This is a genomic window from Escherichia sp. R1, from assembly GCF_003000935.1.
GTDB lineage: Bacteria > Pseudomonadota > Gammaproteobacteria > Enterobacterales > Enterobacteriaceae > Escherichia > Escherichia coli.
Genome location: NZ_PSRU01000025.1, coordinates 20,529 through 41,783 on the forward strand (window position 1 = coordinate 20,529; position 21,255 = coordinate 41,783).

At 49.1% G+C, this 21,255-nt stretch carries 24 protein-coding genes and 2 pseudogenes; 12 read left to right on the forward strand and 14 right to left on the reverse strand.

Features of this window, described 5'->3' with window-relative positions; genetic code table 11:
* Window positions 1-11: 11 nt before the first annotated feature.
* The 10 genes from rpsC to gspA form a co-directional block, all read right to left on the reverse strand.
* The gene (gene rpsC, locus C4F37_RS23760) at window positions 12-713 is read right to left on the reverse strand and encodes a 30S ribosomal protein S3 (protein WP_000529945.1); all 702 of its coding nucleotides are present in this window, start codon (window positions 711-713) and stop codon (window positions 12-14) included.
* 17 nt (window positions 714-730) lie between these two features.
* The gene (gene rplV / locus C4F37_RS23765) at window positions 731-1,063 is read right to left on the reverse strand and encodes a 50S ribosomal protein L22 (protein ID WP_000447529.1); all 333 of its coding nucleotides are present in this window, start codon (window positions 1,061-1,063) and stop codon (window positions 731-733) included.
* A gap of 14 nt (window positions 1,064-1,077) precedes the next feature.
* A complete protein-coding gene (gene rpsS / locus C4F37_RS23770; RefSeq protein ID WP_001138117.1) occupies window positions 1,078-1,356 on the reverse strand; it encodes a 30S ribosomal protein S19 in 279 nt (92 codons plus the stop codon).
* A gap of 16 nt (window positions 1,357-1,372) precedes the next feature.
* Window positions 1,373-2,194, reverse strand: coding sequence for a 50S ribosomal protein L2 (rplB, locus tag C4F37_RS23775; RefSeq protein WP_000301864.1), 822 nt, complete (start codon window positions 2,192-2,194; stop codon window positions 1,373-1,375).
* A gap of 17 nt (window positions 2,195-2,211) precedes the next feature.
* The gene (gene rplW / locus C4F37_RS23780) at window positions 2,212-2,514 is read right to left on the reverse strand and encodes a 50S ribosomal protein L23 (protein ID WP_000617544.1); all 303 of its coding nucleotides are present in this window, start codon (window positions 2,512-2,514) and stop codon (window positions 2,212-2,214) included.
* The gene (gene rplD / locus C4F37_RS23785; RefSeq protein ID WP_000424395.1) at window positions 2,511-3,116 is read right to left on the reverse strand and encodes a 50S ribosomal protein L4; all 606 of its coding nucleotides are present in this window, start codon (window positions 3,114-3,116) and stop codon (window positions 2,511-2,513) included. Before rplD ends, rplW begins: the two co-directional genes overlap by 4 nt.
* A 10-nt stretch (window positions 3,117-3,126) precedes the next feature.
* Complete coding sequence (gene rplC, locus C4F37_RS23790) at window positions 3,127-3,756, reverse strand: 50S ribosomal protein L3 (RefSeq protein ID WP_000579833.1); 630 nt, start codon at window positions 3,754-3,756, stop codon at window positions 3,127-3,129.
* A 32-nt stretch (window positions 3,757-3,788) separates the two neighbouring features.
* On the reverse strand, window positions 3,789-4,100 hold the full coding sequence (gene rpsJ / locus C4F37_RS23795) for a 30S ribosomal protein S10 (RefSeq protein WP_001181004.1): 312 nt from the start codon (window positions 4,098-4,100) through the stop codon (window positions 3,789-3,791).
* Between the two features lie 237 nt (window positions 4,101-4,337).
* The gene (gene gspB / locus C4F37_RS23800; RefSeq protein WP_000461443.1) at window positions 4,338-4,757 is read right to left on the reverse strand and encodes a putative general secretion pathway protein GspB; all 420 of its coding nucleotides are present in this window, start codon (window positions 4,755-4,757) and stop codon (window positions 4,338-4,340) included.
* Window position 4,758: 1 nt separating this feature from the next.
* The gene (gene gspA, locus C4F37_RS23805; protein WP_000107589.1) at window positions 4,759-6,228 is read right to left on the reverse strand and encodes a type II secretion system protein GspA; all 1,470 of its coding nucleotides are present in this window, start codon (window positions 6,226-6,228) and stop codon (window positions 4,759-4,761) included.
* A 179-nt stretch (window positions 6,229-6,407) separates the two neighbouring features.
* On the opposite strand from gspA, the gene gspC reads away from it, so the two are divergent.
* The 12 genes and pseudogenes from gspC to gspO all read left to right on the forward strand — a co-directional run bounded on the left by gspC (window position 6,408) and on the right by gspO (window position 17,050).
* Window positions 6,408-7,223: a type II secretion system protein GspC gene (gene gspC / locus C4F37_RS23810; RefSeq protein ID WP_001142674.1), complete on the forward strand. Its 816-nt coding sequence runs from the start codon at window positions 6,408-6,410 to the stop codon at window positions 7,221-7,223.
* Window positions 7,207-9,159, forward strand: a complete 1,953-nt coding sequence (gene gspD / locus C4F37_RS23815; RefSeq protein ID WP_001774055.1) for a type II secretion system secretin GspD — start codon at window positions 7,207-7,209, stop codon at window positions 9,157-9,159. The genes gspC and gspD overlap by 17 nt, the downstream gene beginning before the upstream one ends.
* A 9-nt stretch (window positions 9,160-9,168) precedes the next feature.
* Complete coding sequence (gene gspE, locus C4F37_RS23820) at window positions 9,169-10,650, forward strand: type II secretion system ATPase GspE (RefSeq protein WP_001219895.1); 1,482 nt, start codon at window positions 9,169-9,171, stop codon at window positions 10,648-10,650.
* Complete coding sequence (gene gspF, locus C4F37_RS23825; RefSeq protein ID WP_001109576.1) at window positions 10,647-11,843, forward strand: type II secretion system inner membrane protein GspF; 1,197 nt, start codon at window positions 10,647-10,649, stop codon at window positions 11,841-11,843. Before gspE ends, gspF begins: the two co-directional genes overlap by 4 nt.
* Window positions 11,844-11,852: 9 nt before the next feature.
* Complete coding sequence (gene gspG, locus C4F37_RS23830) at window positions 11,853-12,290, forward strand: type II secretion system major pseudopilin GspG (RefSeq protein ID WP_001202877.1); 438 nt, start codon at window positions 11,853-11,855, stop codon at window positions 12,288-12,290.
* A gap of 7 nt (window positions 12,291-12,297) precedes the next feature.
* Complete coding sequence (gene gspH, locus C4F37_RS23835) at window positions 12,298-12,807, forward strand: type II secretion system minor pseudopilin GspH (protein ID WP_001539909.1); 510 nt, start codon at window positions 12,298-12,300, stop codon at window positions 12,805-12,807.
* Window positions 12,804-13,181, forward strand: a complete 378-nt coding sequence (gene gspI, locus C4F37_RS23840; RefSeq protein ID WP_001041748.1) for a type II secretion system minor pseudopilin GspI — start codon at window positions 12,804-12,806, stop codon at window positions 13,179-13,181. Before gspH ends, gspI begins: the two co-directional genes overlap by 4 nt.
* Entirely contained in the window at window positions 13,174-13,761 is a 588-nt protein-coding gene (gene gspJ / locus C4F37_RS23845; protein WP_000610632.1) for a type II secretion system minor pseudopilin GspJ, read from the forward strand. The genes gspI and gspJ overlap by 8 nt, the downstream gene beginning before the upstream one ends.
* A complete protein-coding gene (gene gspK, locus C4F37_RS23850) occupies window positions 13,754-14,737 on the forward strand; it encodes a type II secretion system minor pseudopilin GspK (protein WP_001058513.1) in 984 nt (327 codons plus the stop codon). The genes gspJ and gspK overlap by 8 nt, the downstream gene beginning before the upstream one ends.
* A gap of 14 nt (window positions 14,738-14,751) precedes the next feature.
* Window positions 14,752-15,915, forward strand: a pseudogene (gspL, locus tag C4F37_RS23855) (type II secretion system protein GspL).
* Window positions 15,912-16,373 (forward strand): type II secretion system protein GspM, encoded by a 462-nt coding sequence (gene gspM, locus C4F37_RS23860; RefSeq protein ID WP_001298207.1) that lies wholly within the window; start codon window positions 15,912-15,914, stop codon window positions 16,371-16,373. Before gspL ends, gspM begins: the two are co-directional and overlap by 4 nt.
* Window positions 16,373-17,050 carry a prepilin peptidase GspO gene (gene gspO, locus C4F37_RS23865; RefSeq protein WP_000178175.1) on the forward strand — a complete coding sequence of 226 codons (678 nt, stop codon included), beginning with the start codon at window positions 16,373-16,375 and terminating at the stop codon, window positions 17,048-17,050. The genes gspM and gspO overlap by 1 nt, the downstream gene beginning before the upstream one ends.
* A gap of 28 nt (window positions 17,051-17,078) precedes the next feature.
* Here the strand turns inward: gspO and bfr are convergent, their stop codons facing one another.
* The 4 genes and pseudogenes from bfr to tuf all read right to left on the reverse strand — a co-directional run.
* Window positions 17,079-17,555: a bacterioferritin gene (gene bfr, locus C4F37_RS23870; RefSeq protein ID WP_000675504.1), complete on the reverse strand. Its 477-nt coding sequence runs from the start codon at window positions 17,553-17,555 to the stop codon at window positions 17,079-17,081.
* Window positions 17,556-17,626: 71 nt separating this feature from the next.
* Entirely contained in the window at window positions 17,627-17,821 is a 195-nt protein-coding gene (gene bfd, locus C4F37_RS23875; RefSeq protein ID WP_000289085.1) for a bacterioferritin-associated ferredoxin, read from the reverse strand.
* 168 nt (window positions 17,822-17,989) lie between these two features.
* Window positions 17,990-20,692: a bifunctional chitinase/lysozyme gene (gene chiA / locus C4F37_RS23880; RefSeq protein ID WP_000773146.1), complete on the reverse strand. Its 2,703-nt coding sequence runs from the start codon at window positions 20,690-20,692 to the stop codon at window positions 17,990-17,992.
* 291 nt (window positions 20,693-20,983) lie between these two features.
* Window positions 20,984-21,255, reverse strand: a pseudogene (gene tuf, locus C4F37_RS23890) (elongation factor Tu); the annotation flags it as partial.

The following is a 21,255-nucleotide window of genomic DNA, read 5'->3' on the forward strand; positions in this document are numbered from 1 at the left end:
AGCGACGCTCCTTATTTACGGCCTTTACGCTGCTGCTTTTTAGGCTGAGCAGCCGGTTTTTCCGGTTGTTCAACAGCAGCCATACCACCCAGGATCTCGCCTTTGAAGATCCACACTTTAACGCCGATTACACCGTAAGTGGTGTGCGCTTCAGAGGTGTTGTAGTCGATGTCAGCACGCAGAGTGTGCAGCGGTACGCGACCTTCGCGGTACCATTCGGTACGTGCGATTTCCGCGCCGCCCAGACGGCCGCTAACTTCAACTTTAATACCTTTAGCGCCCAGACGCATTGCGTTCTGTACAGCACGCTTCATAGCACGACGGAACATAACGCGACGTTCCAGCTGAGAAGTGATGCTGTCAGCAACCAGTTTTGCGTCCAGTTCAGGCTTACGAACTTCGGCGATGTTGATCTGTGCAGGAACGCCAGCGATGTCCGCTACGACCTTACGCAGTTTTTCTACGTCTTCACCTTTTTTACCGATAACGATACCCGGGCGAGCAGTGTGAATGGTTACACGGATGCTCTTAGCCGGACGCTCGATAACGATACGAGATACGGACGCTTTAGCCAGTTCCTTAGTCAGGTACTGACGTACTTTAAAATCGCTGTCCAGGTTGTCAGCGAATTCTTTGGTGTTCGCAAACCAGGTAGAGTTCCATGGTTTTACAATACCCAGGCGAATACCATTAGGATGTACTTTCTGACCCATTGCTAGTCTCCAGAGTCTCAGCGATCGGACACAACCACAGTGATGTGGCTGGTGCGCTTCAGGATGCGATCTGCACGACCTTTTGCACGCGGCATAATGCGCTTCATGCTCGGGCCTTCGTCTACGAAAATTTTCGTAACTTTCAGATCGTCAATGTCAGCGCCATCGTTGTGTTCAGCGTTAGCAATGGCAGATTCCAGAACTTTCTTGACCAGTACAGCCGCTTTCTTGTTGGTGTAGGTCAAAATATCCAGAGCCTGCGACACTTTCTTACCGCGAATCAGGTCAGCAACAAGGCGAACCTTCTGAGCAGAAGAACGAGCATGGCGATGTTTAGCGATAGTTTCCATCTCTTCCTCCTACCTTATTTCTTCTTCGCTTTTTTATCAGCAGCGTGGCCGCGATAAGTACGAGTCGGTGCGAATTCACCCAGTTTGTGACCGACCATTTCGTCGGTTACAAATACCGGAACGTGCTGACGACCATTATGGACAGCGATGGTCAAACCGATCATGTTAGGAAAGATCGTTGAACGACGGGACCAAGTGCGCAGGGGCTTCTTGTCTCCGCTTTCCACCGCTTTCTCTACCTTCTTCAGCAAGTGCAGGTCAATAAAAGGACCTTTCTTGAGAGAACGTGGCATGGCTTATCCTCTAAAATTATTTGCTACGGCGACGTACGATGAATTTATCAGTACGCTTGTTGCTGCGGGTCTTCTTACCTTTGGTCTGAACGCCCCACGGAGTTACCGGGTGCTTACCAAAGTTACGACCTTCACCACCACCATGTGGGTGGTCTACCGGGTTCATCGCGGTACCGCGAACGGTCGGACGAACACCACGCCAGCGTGCAGCACCTGCTTTACCCAGAACGCGCAGCATATGCTCAGCATTGCCAACTTCGCCCAGAGTTGCACGGCAGTCTGCTTCTACTTTACGCATTTCACCAGAACGCAGACGCAGGGTGACATAAGCACCATCACGAGCAACGATCTGAACGTAAGTACCAGCGGAACGTGCCAGCTGACCGCCTTTACCTGGTTTCATTTCTACGTTATGAACAGTAGAACCAACCGGGATGTTGCGCATCGGCAGGGTGTTACCTGGTTTGATTGCAGCATCAACGCCAGACTGAATCTGGTCGCCAGCTTTCAGGCCTTTAGGGGCCAGGATGTAACGGCGTTCACCGTCTTTGTACAGAACCAGCGCGATGTTCGCGGAACGGTTCGGATCGTACTCAAGACGTTCAACAACTGCCGGGATACCGTCTTTGTTGCGTTTGAAGTCAACAATACGGTAAGCCTGCTTGTGGCCACCACCGATATGACGAGTGGTGATACGGCCATTGTTGTTACGACCACCGGATTTGCTGTTTTTTTCCAGCAACGGAGCAAAAGGTTTGCCCTTGTGCAGCTCAGGGTTAACCACTTTAACTACGTGGCGACGACCCGGAGATGTCGGTTTACATTTAACAACTGCCATTGTATTACTCCTCCGACTTACTCAGCGCCGCCAACGAAGTCCAGATTCTGGCCTTCTTTCAGGGTGACGTAAGCTTTTTTCCAGTCGCTACGACGACCGATACGCTGTCCGTGACGTTTAACTTTCCCTTTAACTACCAGGGTGTTAACGACTTCGACTTCGACTTCAAACAGTTTCTGCACAGCAGCTTTGATTTCTGCTTTGGTCGCGTCTTTAGCAACTTTGAGTACGATGGTGTTGGATTTTTCCATCGCAGTAGACGCTTTTTCAGAAACGTGCGGTGCACGCAGCACCTTCAGCAGACGTTCTTCACGAATCATGCCAGCATCTCCTCAACTTGCTTAACAGCATCAGCAGTCATTACGACTTTGTCGAAGGCGATCAGGCTAACCGGGTCGATACCAGTTGCATCGCGTACGTCAACCTTGTGCAGGTTGCGCGCAGCCAGGAACAGGTTCTCGTCCAGCTCACCGGTGATGATCAGCACATCTTCCAGAGCCATGTCTTTCAGTTTCTGTGCCAGCAGCTTAGTTTTCGGCGCTTCTACAGAGAACTTCTCGACAACGATCAGACGATCCTGACGTACCAGTTCGGACAGGATGCTTTTCAGCGCGCCGCGGTACATCTTCTTGTTAACTTTTTGACTGTGGTCCTGCGGACGAGCAGCAAAGGTCACGCCACCAGAACGCCAGATCGGGCTCTTGATAGAACCAGAACGCGCACGGCCGGTGCCTTTCTGGCGCCACGGTTTTTTACCGGAACCAGTTACTTCAGCACGAGTCTTCTGAGCACGAGTACCCTGACGAGCACCAGCTGCATAAGCAACAACAACCTGGTGAACCAGCGCTTCGTTGAAATCACGACCGAAGGTAGTTTCGGAAACAGTCAGCGCGCTCTGCGCGTCTTTCAATACTAATTCCATTGCTATCTCCTTACGCCTTCACAGCTGGTTTAACGATCAGGTCGCTACCGGTTGCACCCGGGACAGCGCCTTTAACCAGCAGCAGGTTGCGCTCAGCGTCAACGCGTACTACGTCAAGGCTCTGAACGGTTACACGTTCGTTACCCATCTGACCTGCCATTTTCTTGCCTTTGAACACTTTGCCCGGAGTCTGGTTCTGACCGATAGAACCCGGAACGCGGTGAGACAAGGAGTTACCGTGAGTAGCGTCCTGGGTACGGAAGTTCCAGCGCTTAACGGTACCTGCGAAACCTTTACCTTTAGAGGTGCCAGTTACGTCAACTTTTTTAACGTCAGCAAACAGTTCAACGCTAATGCTCTGACCTACAGTGAACTCTTCGCCTTCAGCCAGGCGGAATTCCCACAGACCACGGCCAGCTTCTACGCCAGCTTTAGCGAAGTGTCCAGCTTCAGGCTTGGTCACACGGTTAGCTTTTTTAGCACCGGTGGTCACCTGAATAGCACGGTAGCCATCGTTAGCCAGGTCTTTAACCTGAGTAACGCGGTTTGCTTCAACTTCGATTACGGTTACTGGGATAGAAACGCCGTCTTCTGTGAAGATACGGGTCATACCCACTTTTTTACCGACTAAACCAATCATTGTTTCAACCTCTCAATCGCTCAATGACCTGATTAACCCAGGCTGATCTGCACGTCTACACCGGCAGCCAGATCCAGACGCATCAGAGCATCAACGGTTTTCTCGGTTGGCTCAACGATGTCAACCAGACGCAAGTGAGTACGGATTTCGTACTGATCGCGCGCGTCTTTGTTGACGTGCGGGGAGATCAGAACAGTGAAGCGCTCTTTGCGTGTCGGCAGCGGGATCGGACCACGGACCTGCGCACCAGTGCGCTTAGCAGTCTCGACGATTTCCGCGGTTGCTTGATCGATCAGACGATGATCAAACGCTTTCAGGCGGATACGGATTCTTTGGTTCTGCATGAGACCAGAGCTCCAATTATTTTATAAACGAAAATGATTACTCCTCAGACCCATTACGATTGATGGGAGAGTGTAACCGTTCTTACGTAGCTCCCCGATTGGGAGCATTGTTAGGTAGCCAAATTCGGCTAACTGAGGTTCAGATTGAACCTGCTGTCAACTACGACAAGCCCGCGCATTATACATACTTAACCACCGAACGCAAGCGTATTGCTAGTAAAGTAAACAGCCTTTGGGTTATCTCTCAAGTTCGTTCAGCGCATTTTTGACACGCTCTCTTAAACCGGCTTTCTCGTCGCTTTCTTCTACAGTATTTTCTTCGTCTTCAGAAGAAGAGGGGGCATTCTCAACCGCGACGCCTGGTTCATCTTCCTCCTCGACGGATTCGACGACGGGGAGTGGCTGTTTTTTGAAAAAATAGTGTTGTGTTGATTGTTTAAAAGCGGGCGTTTCAGCATCTACAGTGACTTCTGCTTTTACTATCCAAAGTGCCCATAGCTGCCGGGCATACCCACCAACCAACACCATTCCTGCAAACCACAGGCAAATCAGCAATAAACAAATGACATATATTATGGTGCTGTGTTTTTGTCGGGAGAAGATACCAGGGTGACCCGTTTCTTTCTGCTCACGCGCGGCGATATAGAATTCAAACATGTCATTTCCCCTTCACTGTTGTTTCTGGGGAAATATTTGCTTCATCCCGATATAAGTAGGCACTCTCCCCCGCCACCTGCCAGAGATGTACTAACGTTGAAAAGCCAACAACACCGTCAGTTTTCAAGTGATGGCTTTTTTGAAATTGCTTTATTTTTTCTACCAACAAGGGACGCCACTCTGCCGAAGATTCTGTCGAAATATGCAATGCGCGGTTTAACATCGTTTCCAGCCAGAGAATCTCTTCCTCGCTGCTATCACGCGTAATGGTACTCTCCCCTTCCGGCGACATTTTCCACAACAGAAGATAATCACCCGTCCATACCAACTCAAACCATTTATGTGTCAGCGTCCAGGTTTGCTGCCCTACGAGTACATCAACGGTAGCATCACCGACGCGAACGACCACAACAGGCAATTTTTTGTCCCCGACTTTAAGCGATGCGATCCAGGGCAAATTCTGATCCACCAATGTTTGTAAAGAAGCATTCCCACTTTTACATACCAGCCCCGCTCTTACTGCCTGATCGCACCAGGCCGAATCGGCTGGGACCTCGTACCCCCATACGCCGTATAACACGCTTAGCGCCTCACTATCGCGCATCACCACATGGGCAATATCCTTAGTCATATCTTGTTTAGCTACTGGCGTTACGGGTATCAGCCACGCAGGAACGGGTAACGGAGCTGTGAAAGAGGACAGCAGTAGCCAACCACAGGTAAGTGCGATAATGGTTCCACTCATCACCACGGCAAGCTGCATTTTCCGGGGGCGGTTATCACCTAATACGCGGTAAATCATTCGCCATTGTTTTGCAGTGAAAACGCGGGTCTGCTCGGCTTGCTGTAATAAGCTAATTGTTTCGCCGGCAAGCGCCAGCTTTCTGCGATCTCCCCGACATAATAAAGCTATCCGTTTCAGAACTCTGGCGGTTAAAAGGAGATCGGGCTGGTCAATATTCTGACCTTCAAGGATGCTTGCCTTAAGCTCGTGCTCCGTCAGACGACCTGTCGAGACAAGTTCAATGCCCTGTTTTTTAAAATCACGTTCAACTTTTCGATCGGGTCTGCCGATCAGCAAAAATTGACCGTCAGGAATAAGAGATATCGCGCGTTGGAGATCATCAAGTATGCGGCGGTGATTCAGGTGAGCATTTTCAATAATAATAAGAGGGCAGCGACTATCAGTTCGATGAAGTGCATGCAGTAATTGACCCGCCATCTCATCTCGCGTCCAGGCGCTGTCACGGCAGCCCTGTTCAGCCGCATTATCGTCGGTAACGATCCATGCGGCCTTACCTTGCCAGGAAACAACGAGGCTTAAAGTAATCACACGGCGATGTTTATCTTTTTGTAGTTGCTGCGCCAGCCAGGTTTTTCCACTTCCAGCCTCACCCAACAAATAGCACAGACGCCAGGTCTGACGTTTCTCACGCAACCAGGAAAGAATGACTTCTCTTCTCGTAGACATAGAACTTCCTGTTTTAATTATTGATTATCCTTAATCATAAAAATAATGTATGTATTTATTAATTAAATACATATTACTAATATAAATAAATTTTGCTTGATTCATGCAAGCGGCATTAATACTATTTATACTAACGTCAATATACAACCCACCCAATCTATTTTATTAGAACATACATCGTGCCCACACTACCTTTCCCTTTCCATCTGGCGAATCATAATAAAGATGCTGCCATCAATATATTGATTATATTTATAAGCATAGGGTTGATTATTTTTAATGTGAATTATTTCCATACAACTATAGTTAAAAATGAACAGATCATTAATCAACCAACAAATGCATTTCAGTCTGAATTCAGCCTTGCCGCTTTATGGCGCAACGAAAATCATGCTGGGGTAAAAGATGCAAATCCCGTGGCAGTTAATCAGGAAACACCTAAGCTCTCTATAGCGCTTAATGGCATTGTACTCACATCGAATGATGAGACTTCTTTTGTCTTAATTAATGAGGGGAACGAACAAAAGCGATACTCCCTCAACGAAGCCCTTGAGTCAGCGCCGGGAACGTTTATTAGAAAAATAAATAAAACCAGCGTTGTGTTTGAAACTCACGGGCATTACGAAAAAGTAACTCTCCATCCAGGGCTACCTGACATCATCAAGCAGCCTGATTCGGAAAATCAAAATGTACTCGCCGATTATATTATCGCCACACCTATACGTGATGGAGAACAGATATACGGTCTTCGATTGAATCCTCGTAAGGGTCTCAATGCATTTACCACCAGCTTGCTGCAACCTGGGGATATCGCCCTCAGGATCAATAATCTTTCGCTGACCCACCCTGATGAGGTTTCACAGGCATTAAGTTTACTGCTAACTCAACAAAGTGCTCAGTTTACAATTCGTCGCAACGGCGTACCCCGCTTGATAAATGTTTCCGTCGCGGAACTTACAGGAATGAATGGACAGCGCAATGAAGGGACTCAATAAAATCACCTGCTGCTTGCTGGCAGCACTACTCATGCCTTGTGCAGGACACGCTGAGAACGAACAATACGGCGCTAACTTCAATAACGCCGATATCCGCCAGTTCGTGGAAATAGTGGGTCAGCATCTTGGCAAAACGATCCTGATCGACCCTTCGGTACAGGGAACCATTTCCGTACGCAGTAATGATACGTTTAGCCAACAGGAGTACTACCAGTTCTTTTTAAGTATTCTTGATCTTTACGGTTATTCCGTGATCACACTGGACAATGGTTTTCTGAAAGTGGTGCGCTCAGCTAATGTAAAAACATCGCCAGGGATGATTGCTGACAGTTCTCGTCCAGGCGTAGATGATGAGTTGGTCACCCGAATCGTACCGCTTGAGAACGTTCCTGCTCGTGACCTGGCTCCCCTGCTCCGCCAGATGATGGATGCGGGTAGCGTCGGTAATGTTGTGCATTATGAACCCTCCAACGTTCTTATTCTGACCGGTCGTGCCTCCACCATTAATAAACTGATTGAAGTCATAAAGCGCGTTGATGTCATCGGCACAGAGAAGCAGCAAATTATTCATCTGGAATATGCATCAGCGGAAGATCTCGCCGAGATTCTTAATCAATTAATCAGCGAAAGCCACGGTAAAAGCCAGATGCCTGCCCTCCTTTCCGCGAAGATTGTGGCGGATAAGCGAACCAACTCTCTTATCATCAGCGGGCCGGAAAAAGCACGCCAGCGCATAACTTCATTACTGAAAAGCCTTGATGTAGAAGAGAGCGAGGAAGGAAATACCCGGGTCTATTACCTGAAATATGCTAAAGCCACGAATCTGGTGGAAGTGCTAACCGGTGTTTCCGAAAAGCTGAAAGATGAAAAAGGGAATTCGCGTAAGCCTTCTTCTACTTCTGCGATGGATAATGTGGCCATTACCGCCGATGAACAGACCAACTCGTTGGTCATTACCGCTGACCAGTCCGTCCAGGAGAAACTCGCCACGGTAATTGCGCGTCTGGATATTCGCCGTGCACAGGTGCTGGTTGAGGCAATCATCGTCGAAGTTCAGGATGGAAATGGACTCAACCTCGGCGTGCAATGGGCGAATAAAAACGTTGGCGCACAGCAATTTACCAATACGGGATTACCGGTTTTTAACGCTGCGCAAGGTGTAGCTGATTATAAAAAGAATGGCGGGATCACCAGCGCGAATCCTGCCTGGGATATGTTTAGCGCCTACAATGGCATGGCTGCAGGCTTCTTCAATGGCGACTGGGGCGTATTGTTGACTGCGCTGGCCAGTAACAATAAAAATGACATCCTCGCCACCCCGAGCATCGTAACGCTGGATAATAAACTCGCGTCCTTCAACGTTGGTCAGGATGTGCCGGTGCTATCCGGCTCTCAGACCACTTCTGGGGATAACGTCTTTAATACTGTCGAACGCAAAACGGTGGGCACAAAACTCAAAGTCACTCCGCAGGTCAATGAAGGCGACGCGGTACTGCTCGAAATAGAGCAGGAGGTTTCCAGCGTTGACTCTTCGTCTAATTCGACGCTCGGCCCGACATTTAACACCCGTACTATTCAAAACGCTGTGCTGGTTAAAACCGGTGAAACGGTGGTCCTGGGCGGATTGCTGGATGATTTTTCTAAAGAGCAAGTGTCAAAGGTTCCTCTGCTTGGCGATATTCCTTTAGTGGGACAACTCTTCCGCTATACCTCGACCGAGCGCGCTAAACGCAACCTGATGGTATTTATCCGCCCGACGATTATCCGTGACGATGATGTTTATCGCTCACTGTCAAAAGAGAAATACACCCGCTACCGTCAGGAGCAACAGCTGCGAATCGACGGGAAATCAAAAGCGTTGGTTGGCTCGGAAGATTTGCCGGTGCTGAATGAGAACACGTTCAACAGTCACGCCCCTGCGCCATCGTCACGGTGAGGCATTCTTATGAGAATTCACTCACCGTACCCCGCCAGTTGGGCGCTGGCACAACGAATTGGTTATCTCTATTCAGAGGGCGAGATTATTTATCTCGCCGATACGCCATTCGAACGGTTACTCGATATTCAACGTCAAGTTGGCCAGTGCCAGACCATGACCAGCTTGTCACAGGCTGATTTTGAAGCCCGACTGGAAGCGGTGTTCCATCAGAATACCGGTGAGTCGCAACAGATTGCGCAGGATATCGATCAATCCGTCGATCTTCTCTCGCTTTCGGAAGAGATGCCCGCAAATGAAGATCTCCTGAATGAAGATTCAGCGGCACCGGTTATCCGCTTGATCAATGCTATTTTGAGTGAGGCCATCAAAGAAACCGCCTCCGATATCCACATTGAAACCTATGAAAAAACAATGTCGATCCGTTTTCGCATCGACGGCGTTTTGCGGACAATTTTACAGCCCAACAAAAAACTGGCGGCACTGCTTATCTCCCGAATTAAGGTCATGGCTCGTCTTGATATCGCCGAAAAACGTATTCCACAGGATGGAAGAATCAGTTTGCGTATCGGGCGACGTAACATAGATGTCCGCGTATCCACACTGCCATCCATCTATGGTGAACGCGCTGTGCTCCGCCTGCTGGATAAAAACAGCCTCCAGCTTTCATTGAACAACCTGGGGATGACGGCAGCGGATAAACAGGATTTAGAAAATCTCATTCAGCTTCCGCACGGTATTATCCTGGTAACAGGGCCGACAGGCTCCGGTAAAAGCACCACGCTCTACGCCATTCTTTCGGCGCTTAATACCCCTGGCCGTAATATTCTGACGGTAGAAGATCCCGTGGAATATGAACTGGAAGGCATAGGACAAACGCAGGTGAATACCCGCGTGGATATGTCTTTCGCTCGCGGCCTGCGCGCCATACTTCGCCAGGACCCGGATGTCGTCATGGTGGGGGAAATTCGTGATACAGAAACCGCGCAAATTGCGGTTCAGGCCTCGCTCACAGGCCATCTGGTACTCTCAACACTCCACACTAACAGTGCATCAGGCGCAGTCACCCGGCTACGCGACATGGGCGTCGAATCATTCCTGCTTTCGTCTTCACTGGCAGGGATTATCGCGCAACGTCTGGTTCGTCGTCTGTGTCCGCAATGCCGACAATTCACGCCCGTATCGCCGCAACAAGCGCAGATGTTTAAATATCATCAGCTCGCGGTGACAACAATTGGCACTCCCGTAGGTTGCCCTCATTGCCATCAATCCGGTTATCAGGGGCGCATGGCGATCCACGAAATGATGGTGGTGACGCCGGAATTGCGGGCCGCTATTCATGAAAATGTGGATGAACAAGCACTGGAGCGACTGGTCCGGCAACAACACAATGCCTTAATCAAAAATGGCCTGCAAAAAGTGATACGCGGTGACACCTCCTGGGATGAGGTTATGCGCGTCGCCAGTGCCACGCTGGAGAACGAAGCATGAATTATCGCTATCGCGCCATGACCCAGGATGGTCAAAAATTGCAGGGGATCATTGATGCTAACGATGAACGTCAGGCACGACTGCGGCTGCGTGAAGAAGGGCTTTTCCTGTTGGATATTCGCCCCCAAAAAAGTTCGGGAGTAAAAACACGTCGCCCGAGGATCAGCCATAGTGAACTAACGCTTTTCACCCGGCAGTTGGCAACCTTAAGCGCAGCGGCATTACCCCTAGAAGAGAGCCTTGCCGTAATTGGTCAACAAAGCAGTAATAATCGACTGGCTGACGTGTTAAATCAGGTACGCAGCGCCATCCTTGAAGGGCATCCCCTTTCCGATGCGTTACAACATTTTCCCACGCTTTTCGATTCGCTCTACCGTACCCTGGTAAAAGCGGGCGAAAAGAGCGGTCTGCTGGCCCCGGTGTTGGAAAAGCTGGCTGATTACAATGAAAACCGGCAGAAAATCCGCAGCAAGCTCATTCAGTCACTGATCTACCCCTGCATGCTCACTACGGTGGCGATTGTGGTCGTGATTATTCTCCTCACTGCTGTCGTGCCCAAAATTACCGAACAGTTCGTGCATATGAAGCAGCAACTGCCACTGAGTACACGCATTCTTTTAGGTCTGAGCGACACGTTGCAACGTACCGGCCCGACATTATTAGCGACAGTATTTATTGTCGCTGTGGGTTTCTGGCTCTGGTTAAAACGCGGCAATAACCGCCACCGTTTTCATGCCATGTTACTGCGCGTTGCGCTCATCGGCCCGCTGATTTGCGCCATTAACAGCGCACGCTATCTCCGCACTTTAAGTATTTTGCAATCCAGCGGCGTCCCTCTGCTGGATGGGATGAATTTGTCCACCGAAAGCCTCAACAACCTCGAAATTCGCCAGCGCCTGGCAAATGCGGCAGAAAACGTTCGCCAGGGTAACAGCATTCATCTTTCACTGGAACAAACCGCAATTTTCCCGCCGATGATGCTCTACATGGTGGCCTCTGGCGAAAAAAGCGGGCAACTCGGCACGTTAATGGTCAGAGCCGCAGATAACCAGGAGACACTCCAACAAAATCGGATCGCCTTAACGCTCTCCATCTTCGAGCCAGCACTCATTATTACGATGGCACTGATCGTCCTGTTTATTGTCGTGTCGGTACTCCAACCTCTTCTTCAACTTAACTCAATGATTAATTAAGGAAATCATATGCGCGCAACGGATAAGCAACGCGGTTTTACATTACTGGAAATTATGGTGGTAATTGTCATCATTGGCGTACTCGCCAGCCTGGTGGTTCCCAACCTGATGGGCAATAAAGAAAAGGCGGATAAACAAAAAGCCGTCAGCGATATTGTGGCGCTGGAAAACGCCCTGGATATGTACAAGCTCGACAATCATCGCTATCCAACCACAAATCAGGGGCTTGAATCCTTAGTAGAAGCGCCGACACTGCCACCGCTGGCCGCAAACTATAACAAGGAAGGTTATATCAAGCGTCTGCCTGCCGATCCCTGGGGCAATGATTATGTCCTCGTTAATCCTGGTGAGCATGGTGCATACGATCTGCTTTCAGCAGGACCCGATGGTGAAATGGGAACCGAGGACGACATCACCAACTGGGGTTTGAGCAAGAAGAAAAAGTAAGTCAGCGATGAATCAGCAACGCGGGTTTACCCTGCTGGAGATGATGCTGGTGCTGGCGCTGGTCGCTATCACGGCAAGTGTGGTGCTCTTCACATATGGTCGGGAGGATGCCGCCAGCACTCGTGCGCGCGAAACAGCGGCGCGGTTTACCGCTGCACTTGAATTAGCCATCGACCGCGCCACGCTCAGTGGTCAGCCTGTCGGTATCCATTTCTCTGATTCAGCATGGCGCATTATGGTACCGGGCAAAACACCATCAGCCTGGCGCTGGGTTCCATTACAAGAAGATGCCGCAGACGAGAGCAAAAATGACTGGGGTGAAGAACTCTCAATTCAACTTCAGCCATTTAAACCTGATGACAGCAACCAACCGCAGGTGGTGATTGTGGCCGACGGACAAATCACGCCCTTCTCTTTGTTGATGGCTAATGCCGGGACCGGTAAGCCGCTCCTGACGTTAGTCAGTTCAGGCTCATGGCCCCTGGATCAAACGCTCGCCAGAGATACCCGCCCATGAACAAACAATCAGGGATGACACTGCTTGAAGTCTTACTGGCGATGAGTATTTTCACCGCTGTTGCGCTGACTTTAATGAGCAGTATGCAAGGGCAACGAACTGCCATCGAGCGGATGCGTAATGAGACGCTGGCATTGTGGATAGCGGATAACCAGCTTCAGTCACAAGATTCATTCGACGAGGAAAACACGTCCAGTTCTGGCAAAGAGTTAATAAATGGCGAAGAGTGGAACTGGCGCAGCGATATCCACTCAAGCAAAGACGGCACGCTTCTGGAACACACCATAACGGTGACATTACCCAGCGGTCAGACAACCTCGCTTACGCGCTATCAAAGCATCAATAATAAATCCGGGCAGGCACAAGATGATTAATCGCCAGCAGGGTTTCACATTGCTGGAAGTCATGGCGGCGCTGGCGATTTTCTCAATGCTTAGCGTGCTGGCGTTTATGATTTTTTCTCAAGCTTCCGAGTTGCATCAACGTTCACAGAAAGAAATCCAGCAGTTCAATCAGCTACAGCGCACCATCACCATTCTTGATAACGATCTCCTGCAACTGGTCGCCCGGCGGAATCGGAGTACGGACAAAATCATGGTGTTGGGTGAAGAAGCGATTTTTACCACGCAAAGTCGCGATCCGCTGGCCCCTCTCAGTGAAGCACAAACCTTACTCACTGTTCACTGGTATCTGCGAAATCATACGCTCTACCGTGCTGTTCGTACTTCTGTGGATGGCAGGAAGGATCAACCCGCCCAGGCGATGCTGGAACATGTCGAGAGCTTTCTTCTGGAAAGTAACAGCGGAGAAAGCCAGGAGCTTCCTCTCTCAGTCACGTTACATCTGAAGACTCAGCAATATGGGGCGTTACAGCGCCGTTTTGCATTACCTGAGCAGTTAGCGAGAGAAGAGTCGCCAGCTCAGACGCAGGCCGGGAATAATAACCATGAATAATGAACAACGCGGCGTAGCACTGCTCATTGTACTCATGTTACTGGCGCTCATGGCTGCTCTGGCTGCAGACATGACGATCAGTTTTCACGGCCAGCTTCATCGAACCCGCCAGGTAAACCATCATTTGCAACGGCAATATGATATTGAGCTGGCGGAGAAACTTGCGCTTGCCAGCCTCACCCAGGACGTTAAAGATAACGACAGACAAACCACGTTGCAGCAGTACTGGGCACAACCGCAACAGTTGCAGCTGGAAAATGGCAATACAGTGAAGTGGCAGTTACGCGATGCCCAGCACTGTTTTAATCTCAATGCCTTAGCAAAAATCTCTGACGCCCCGCTGGCTTCCCCTGATTTCCCCGTCCAGGTATTCAGTGCCCTGCTGATTAACGCCGGTATCGATCGCGGAAACACCGATGAGATCGTGCAATCAATCGCTGACTATATTGATGCCGATGATTCGCCACGCTTTCACGGCGCAGAAGATAACTTTTACCAAAGCCAAACGCCGCCTCGCCATAGCGCCAATCAAATGCTTTTTCTGACCGGTGAATTGCGTCAGATAAAAGGCATAACCGAAAACATCTATCAGCGGCTTATCCCGTATGTCTGCGTTCTCCCGACCTCGGAACTTAGCATCAATCTTAATATGCTAACGGAGAACGATATTCCGCTCTTCAGAGCATTATTCCTCAATAACATCACGGATGCTGACGCTCGGGTCTTATTACAAAAAAGGCCCAGGGAAGGCTGGCTCACCACAGATGCATTTCTTTACTGGGCGCAGCAGGATTTCTCCGGCGTGAAGCCCCTGGTTGCTCAGGTGAAAGGGCATCTCTTTCCCTATAGCCGCTATTTTACGCTGAATACGGAAAGTATCAGCGACGAACAATCCCAGGGATGGCAAAGCCATATTTTTTTCAACCGTAAACAGCAGAGCGCCCAAATCTATCGGCGTACGCTGCAACTCTACTAATCATAAGGATCGTGATGCCTGAATCGTTGATGGTAATACGTTCTTTCTCGACGCTGCGTAAGCATTGGGAATGGATGACGTTCTCCGCAGATAGCGTATCTTCGGTACATACGCTCACAGACGATCTTCCGCTGGAGTCGCTGGCCGATCAGCCCGGTGCCGGAAATGTTCACCTTTTGATCCCACCTGAGGGTCTTTTATATCGTTCCCTCACGCTGCCCAACGCCAAATACAAACTCACCGCGCAAACATTACAGTGGTTGGCGGAGGAGACATTACCCGACGCCAGCCAAAATTGGCACTGGACGGTTGTCGATAAACAAAACGAAAGTGTCGAGGTGATAGGCATTCAGTCGGAGAAATTTAGTCGTTATCTTGAGCGTTTACATACTGCCGGACTCAACGTGACGCGGGTTTTGCCAGATGGCTGCTATCTTCCCTGGGAAGTAGATAGCTGGACTCTGGTTAACCAGCAAACAAGCTGGCTTATTCGCAGTGCCGCACATGCCTTCAACGAACTGGATGAACACTGGTTACAGCATCTTGCTAACCAGTTTCCGCCAGAGAATATGCGTTGTTATGGTGTAGCGCCTCACGGCGTTGCAGCGGCCAATCCACTTATCCAGCATCCTGAAATACCATCACTGAGTTTGTATTCTGCCGATATTGCATTCCAGCGCTATGACATGCTGCATGGTGTTTTTCGTAAACAGAAAACTGTAAGCAAATCGGGAAAATGGCTCGCCCGCCTGGCAGTAAGCTGTCTCGTTCTCTCCATTCTTTCTTTTGTTGGCAGCCGGGGCATCGCGTTCTGGCAAACGCTTAAGATTGAAGATCAACTTCAGCAACAACAGCAAGAAACCTGGCAACGTTATTTCCCGCAGATCAAACACACCCACAACTTTCGTTTTTACTTTAAGCAGCAACTCGCTCAGCAATATCCTGAAGCTGTACCGTTGCTCTATCATTTACAAACACTTCTGCTTGAACACCATTAACTGCAGTTAATGGAGGCGAACTATAGCCAGAGGCAAAAGTCGCTGACCTTAAAAATGAGTGCTAAGAGTGAAGCCAATATCGATCGTTTCTGTGAGTTAACACAGTCCTGGCTTCCGATGGAAAAAACAGAAAAAGATCCGGTCAGTGGTGTATGGACAGTAAGGAACTCAGGGAAATGATTAAATCATGGTGGGCAGAAAAATCCACATCGGAAAAACAGATCGTTGCGGCATTGGCGGTTCTCTCGCTCGGCGTTTTTTGTTGGCTTGCGGTGATAAAACCGATAGATACCTACATTGAAGAGCATCAGTCCCACGCGCAAAAAATTAAGAAGGACATCAAATGGATGCAGGATCAAGCGAGCACCCATGGTTTACTCGGTCATCCAGCGCTTACGCAGCCCATCAAAAATATCCTTCTCGAAGAAGCAAAACGTGAGAATTTGACTATCACGCTGGAAAACGGTCCGGACAATACTCTGACAATTAACCCTGTCACAGCTCCCCTCGAAAACGTCTCCCGCTGGCTCACTACGGCACAGATAACATACGGTATTGTTATTGAAGACCTTCAGTTTACTCTTGCCGGAAACGAAGAGATCACCCTCAAGCATTTGTCCTTCAGGGAGCAACAATAATGACAATGCTACTGCCGCTCTTCATTCTGGTTGGTTTTATTGCAGGTTATTTTGTTAATGTCATGGCCTATCACCTCTCGCCTTTGGAGGATAAAACGGCGTTAACGTTTCGCCAGGTATTGGTTCATTTCTGGCAAAAAAAATATGCCTGGCATGATACAGTGCCCCTGATACTTTGCGTTGCTGCTGCTATCGCCTGCGCCCTGGCACCTTTCACGCCCATTGTGACTGGCGCACTCTTTCTCTATTTCTGTTTCGCACTCACGCTCAGTGTTATTGATTTTCGCACTCAGCTCCTGCCCGACAAACTCACCTTACCGCTGCTCTGGCTTGGCTTGGTATTTAATGCGCAGTCTGGATTAATTGATTTACATGATGCGGTTTATGGCGCGGTCGCTGGCTATGGGGTGCTGTGGTGTGTTTACTGGGGCGTCTGGTTAGTTTGTCACAAAGAGGGATTGGGCTACGGTGATTTCAAGCTACTGGCCGCTGCAGGCGCGTGGTGTGGCTGGCAAACGTTGCCAATGATACTGCTGATTGCCTCGCTGGGTGGCATTGGTTACGCCATCGTTTCACAACTTCTGCAACGCCGGACTATAACCACTATCGCATTCGGCCCGTGGCTTGCGCTCGGCAGCATGATAAACCTGGGATATCTGGCCTGGATCTCTTATTAACCGGGAGGGTTCTCCCTCCCGACACGGCTCAACCTTCTTCGCGAATCTGTGCTTGCAGATAATTTTGCAGTCCCATCTTCTGAATCAGATCAAGTTCCGTTTCCAGCCAGTCGATATGGCCTTCTTCATCGCGCAAAATTTCTATCATCATATCGCGGCTGACGTAATCATGAACGCTATCGGCATAACCAATTGCCTCACGCAAATTCTTCGCGCCATCCAGCTCAAGTGCCAGATCAGAACGCAGCATTTCCTCAACATCTTCACCAATGTTCAGTTTGCCCAGGTCCTGTAAGTTTGGAAGACCTTCCAGAAAAAGAATGCGCTCAATATAACGATCGGCGTGTTTCATCTCATCAATGGATTCATGATACTCCACATCATTGAGACGTTTGAGACCCCAGTTTTTAAACATCCGGGCATGAAGAAAGTACTGATTGATTGCGACAAGCTCATTTCCCAACAGTTTGTTGAGATAATTTATAACTTTAGTATCACCTTTCATTTTTTGACTCCTTCGCTTCCACTCTTTGAAGCGTAGAACGGCTTACGAGTAAGTCAAAAAACACACTCCGTTTATGCGGACTCCTTAAACTCCGGCAGTTGCATTAATTCATCCTCCATCACTTCACGCGCGGCCCGGACACATTTACCGCACTGATTGCCGACCGGAATGAATTTTTTTAATTGCTGGAACGAGTGGGGGGAAAACTGGCGCACAGCCTGACGAATTTTTTTATCGCTGATACCATTACAAAGACAAACGTACATAGAGACTCCCGTATACTTTCTTCAAAAGTAAATGAAAATAGTTCTTATTTCAATTACAGAAAGACTCTTTTTTAAGCAAAGAATAGAAATATGAATAAAAATAATGGGCTACCAAAAGTAGCCCATTGACAAAAAATGCGGCGATACCGGAAGGTATCGCCAACACATTTATTGCTTAGTAAACGGCGCGAAGATTTCGCTAAATGCGTACTTCGGAGCCTGTTCTTTAGTCAGACCGTGGAATTCCGGAGACAGGTTAGTGCCGCCCGGCAGGTCGCGCGCGATTGACCAGATACCAACCATACCGAGATTACGCTTCTGCGCATCCTGCATGACCAGACGAGCATCAGAGAGATAGAACACCTCACCCTGAACGTCGTTCACGCCAACCATCGGCGTGGTACCCATCATGGCGTCAATTTCTGCATCACTCTTATTGCCATAGAGGCCTTTCAGCTGCGCATGCAGGTTGGCAATCGCAGACGTTGCACACTTACCGTGGATGTTCTGGCCTTCGGTGTTTGCAGACTGACAAATAGCGTTACCGTAGTCCATTGTCATCACGTTCACACCCGCCAGCTCAACACCTTTCGCTTTGGCATCGCTCAGGACATTCATCCCTTCCGGCGTCAGGCCTGTCGGCAGAATTGGCAAGGTATACCAGATAGCAATATCTTTGCCTTCTGACTTCCATTTATCCTGCACTTTCTTCACAGCAAGGTTACGACGTTCAATAGATGCCTGATCCGCAACCCAGGTGCCTTCGATATCGAAGTCCAGGACTCTGAGGTTCAGGTTATCAACGATGTCATAATAATGCTGCATTAGATCGTCAACGTTCTTACAGGAAGCTGCCAGCGGGGCATTATTAGCACCACCGATAGACAGCATCACATCACCGCCAGCCTCACGCAGAGCTTTGATTTTGCTGTACTGAGCGTAATTCTGCATACCGTAAGCGGTACCCCATGTCGGTAGACAGGTGTTCGCATCTTTACTCACCACAAACGCCAGCGTGAAGTGGTTGACGTTATGATTCTTAGCCAGCGCAGCCAAATCCGGGATCGTATTCAGCGTAAAGTCGACATACGGTGCATAAACGTGTTTCGGCCACGCTTTCTTCGGCGTACCTACGCGCTCTTTGGTTCCGGTCCAGTCAACAAAAACACGCCACGGGTTGCTGTCAGAAGGAGAAACTTTCTGCACTTTACTCTGAGAAATGTAGTTCTCACCGTTAAAGCGAATCAGCGTATCACTGGCATAAAGCGTTTCTGGATTAAACTGCGGCGCATTATTCAGCTCTTCGTTGCTATAGCTCTGAGTCTTACCTAACGGCTTCCACGGGCGACTATTGCTACCGGTGGCGTTTTGGTTCGCAACCAGAGCAGGGTTGTCACTTTGCGTCCAGAACAGCGCTTCATAAGCCTGCCCATCAACAACAACGCGATCACCTTTCACGTACACGGTGGAAGCGGACCATGCTTTCGCCGGTTCGTATTTCTTCCACGGGTTATCGCCGCCGGGGACAAAGCCCCATGCGTCTTGATCGACAGAGGTTTTATAATGTGCATCGTTATAATCTACGATGCTGTTCGCGCTGTACGCTTTGCTGGCCTGGAAACCATTCGCAATAATGACGCCGCCATTATCAATTTCACAGGTAGTCGGGTTACCGTACTGACTCATTTCCGCAGCGGTAGCTGTACGCACGAGGCGCCATGGGTTATTGGAGTTTTCTACACTGGTGCCACGCGGGCAATCTTCAGAACCAACCCACCAGGCATTCTGATAAACATTACCATTGAAGATAACATGGTAAATTTCGCTGCCTTCCTGGCCACTCCACGCCTGCAGTGAGTAATCGTTACTGCTATCCGCTGGTGTTGATGGCTCGTTGTTATCCGGAGTTGGAGTAACTGGAGTTTCCGGTGTTTCCGGAGTTGGATCAACCGGAGTCACAGCACCGCCATTATTATCCGGCTTAACGGAACAGGAGCCTGGGTTACCATACTGAGTGATTTCTGTTGCCGTTGCCGCGCGAACATAACGCCATGGGTTGCTGGCATCGTTTTCTTTCGCATCGCCTGGGCAATTTGCCGCGCCCACCCACCAGGCATTCTTATAAATGCCGCCGTTGTAGATAACGTACCATGTAGAAGAACCTTCCTGACCTTTCCAGGCTACGACAGCATAGTTGTCGTTTGACTTATCAGCTGGGGCTGGCTGAACATCAGGAGCCGGTTTAACGTCCGGTGCCGGTTTCACATCCGGTGCAGGCTGTGGTGCTGAAGTACAAGACTGTGGATTACTGGTTTCTGAGATTTCCGTTGCCGTAGCGGCACGAACATAACGCCATGGGTTGCTGGCATCATTGCCTTTCGCATCACCCGGGCAGTTAGAAGAGGCTACCCACCAGGCATTTTTATATACCGCACCATTAAAGACGACATACCAGGTTTGACCGCCCTGCTGTTTATTCCAGGCAACTACAGAAGAATTAGACGGAACAGTGCCCTGTGCTGGTGTAGCCGAACCGCCATTAGCAGGCGTATTAGATGCTGGCGTATTTGAATTTGAAGAAGATGAGCTGCCGCTCTTTTCGCAGGAAAGTGTATTGCCAAACTGACTAATTTCAGCAGCTGTTGCGGTACGCTTTAAACGCCACGGGTTAGTTGCATCATTTGCTTTCGCTTTTCCCGGGCAATTTGTAGAAGAAACCCACCAGGCATTTTCATAAATTTTGCCATCGAAAATAACCTGATATTTATTACCACCTTGTTGGTTATTCCATGCTTCCATTGCCAATGCTGGCAGAGCGGAACACACCAGCCCCATACCAATCATAGATTTAGTAAATATATTTAATTTCATTATAATCCCTTGTAACGTAAAAACTGCAAAACAAAAGTCCTACGCAGGAATTATTTACGTTTTACGAGAACCCTTCAATATGAATTAAAGTGCGGCATTAAAAATAAGAAAAAAGCCTGACAAATGAAGCATTTTAAAAACAGAAACATTCATATTTAAAATATTAAATTGAATTGATATTTTAAATATGAATAATTTATTCGTTCTGACAGTACGAATAAGATATGCAGTCAACAAATGCAAAAAGGGCGCCGAAGCGCCCTTTTCAATTCAAAACTAATTAACGTGTAATTAGCCCAGAACTTTAGCAACAACGCCCGCGCCAACGGTACGGCCGCCTTCACGGATTGCGAAACGCAGACCGTCGTCCATCGCGATCGGGTGGATCAGGGTAACAACCATTTTGATGTTGTCGCCCGGCATTACCATCTCTACGCCTTCCGGCAGTTCGATGGTACCAGTCACGTCAGTAGTACGGAAGTAGAACTGCGGACGGTAGCCTTTGAAGAACGGAGTATGACGACCGCCTTCATCTTTGGACAGAATGTACACTTCAGATTCGA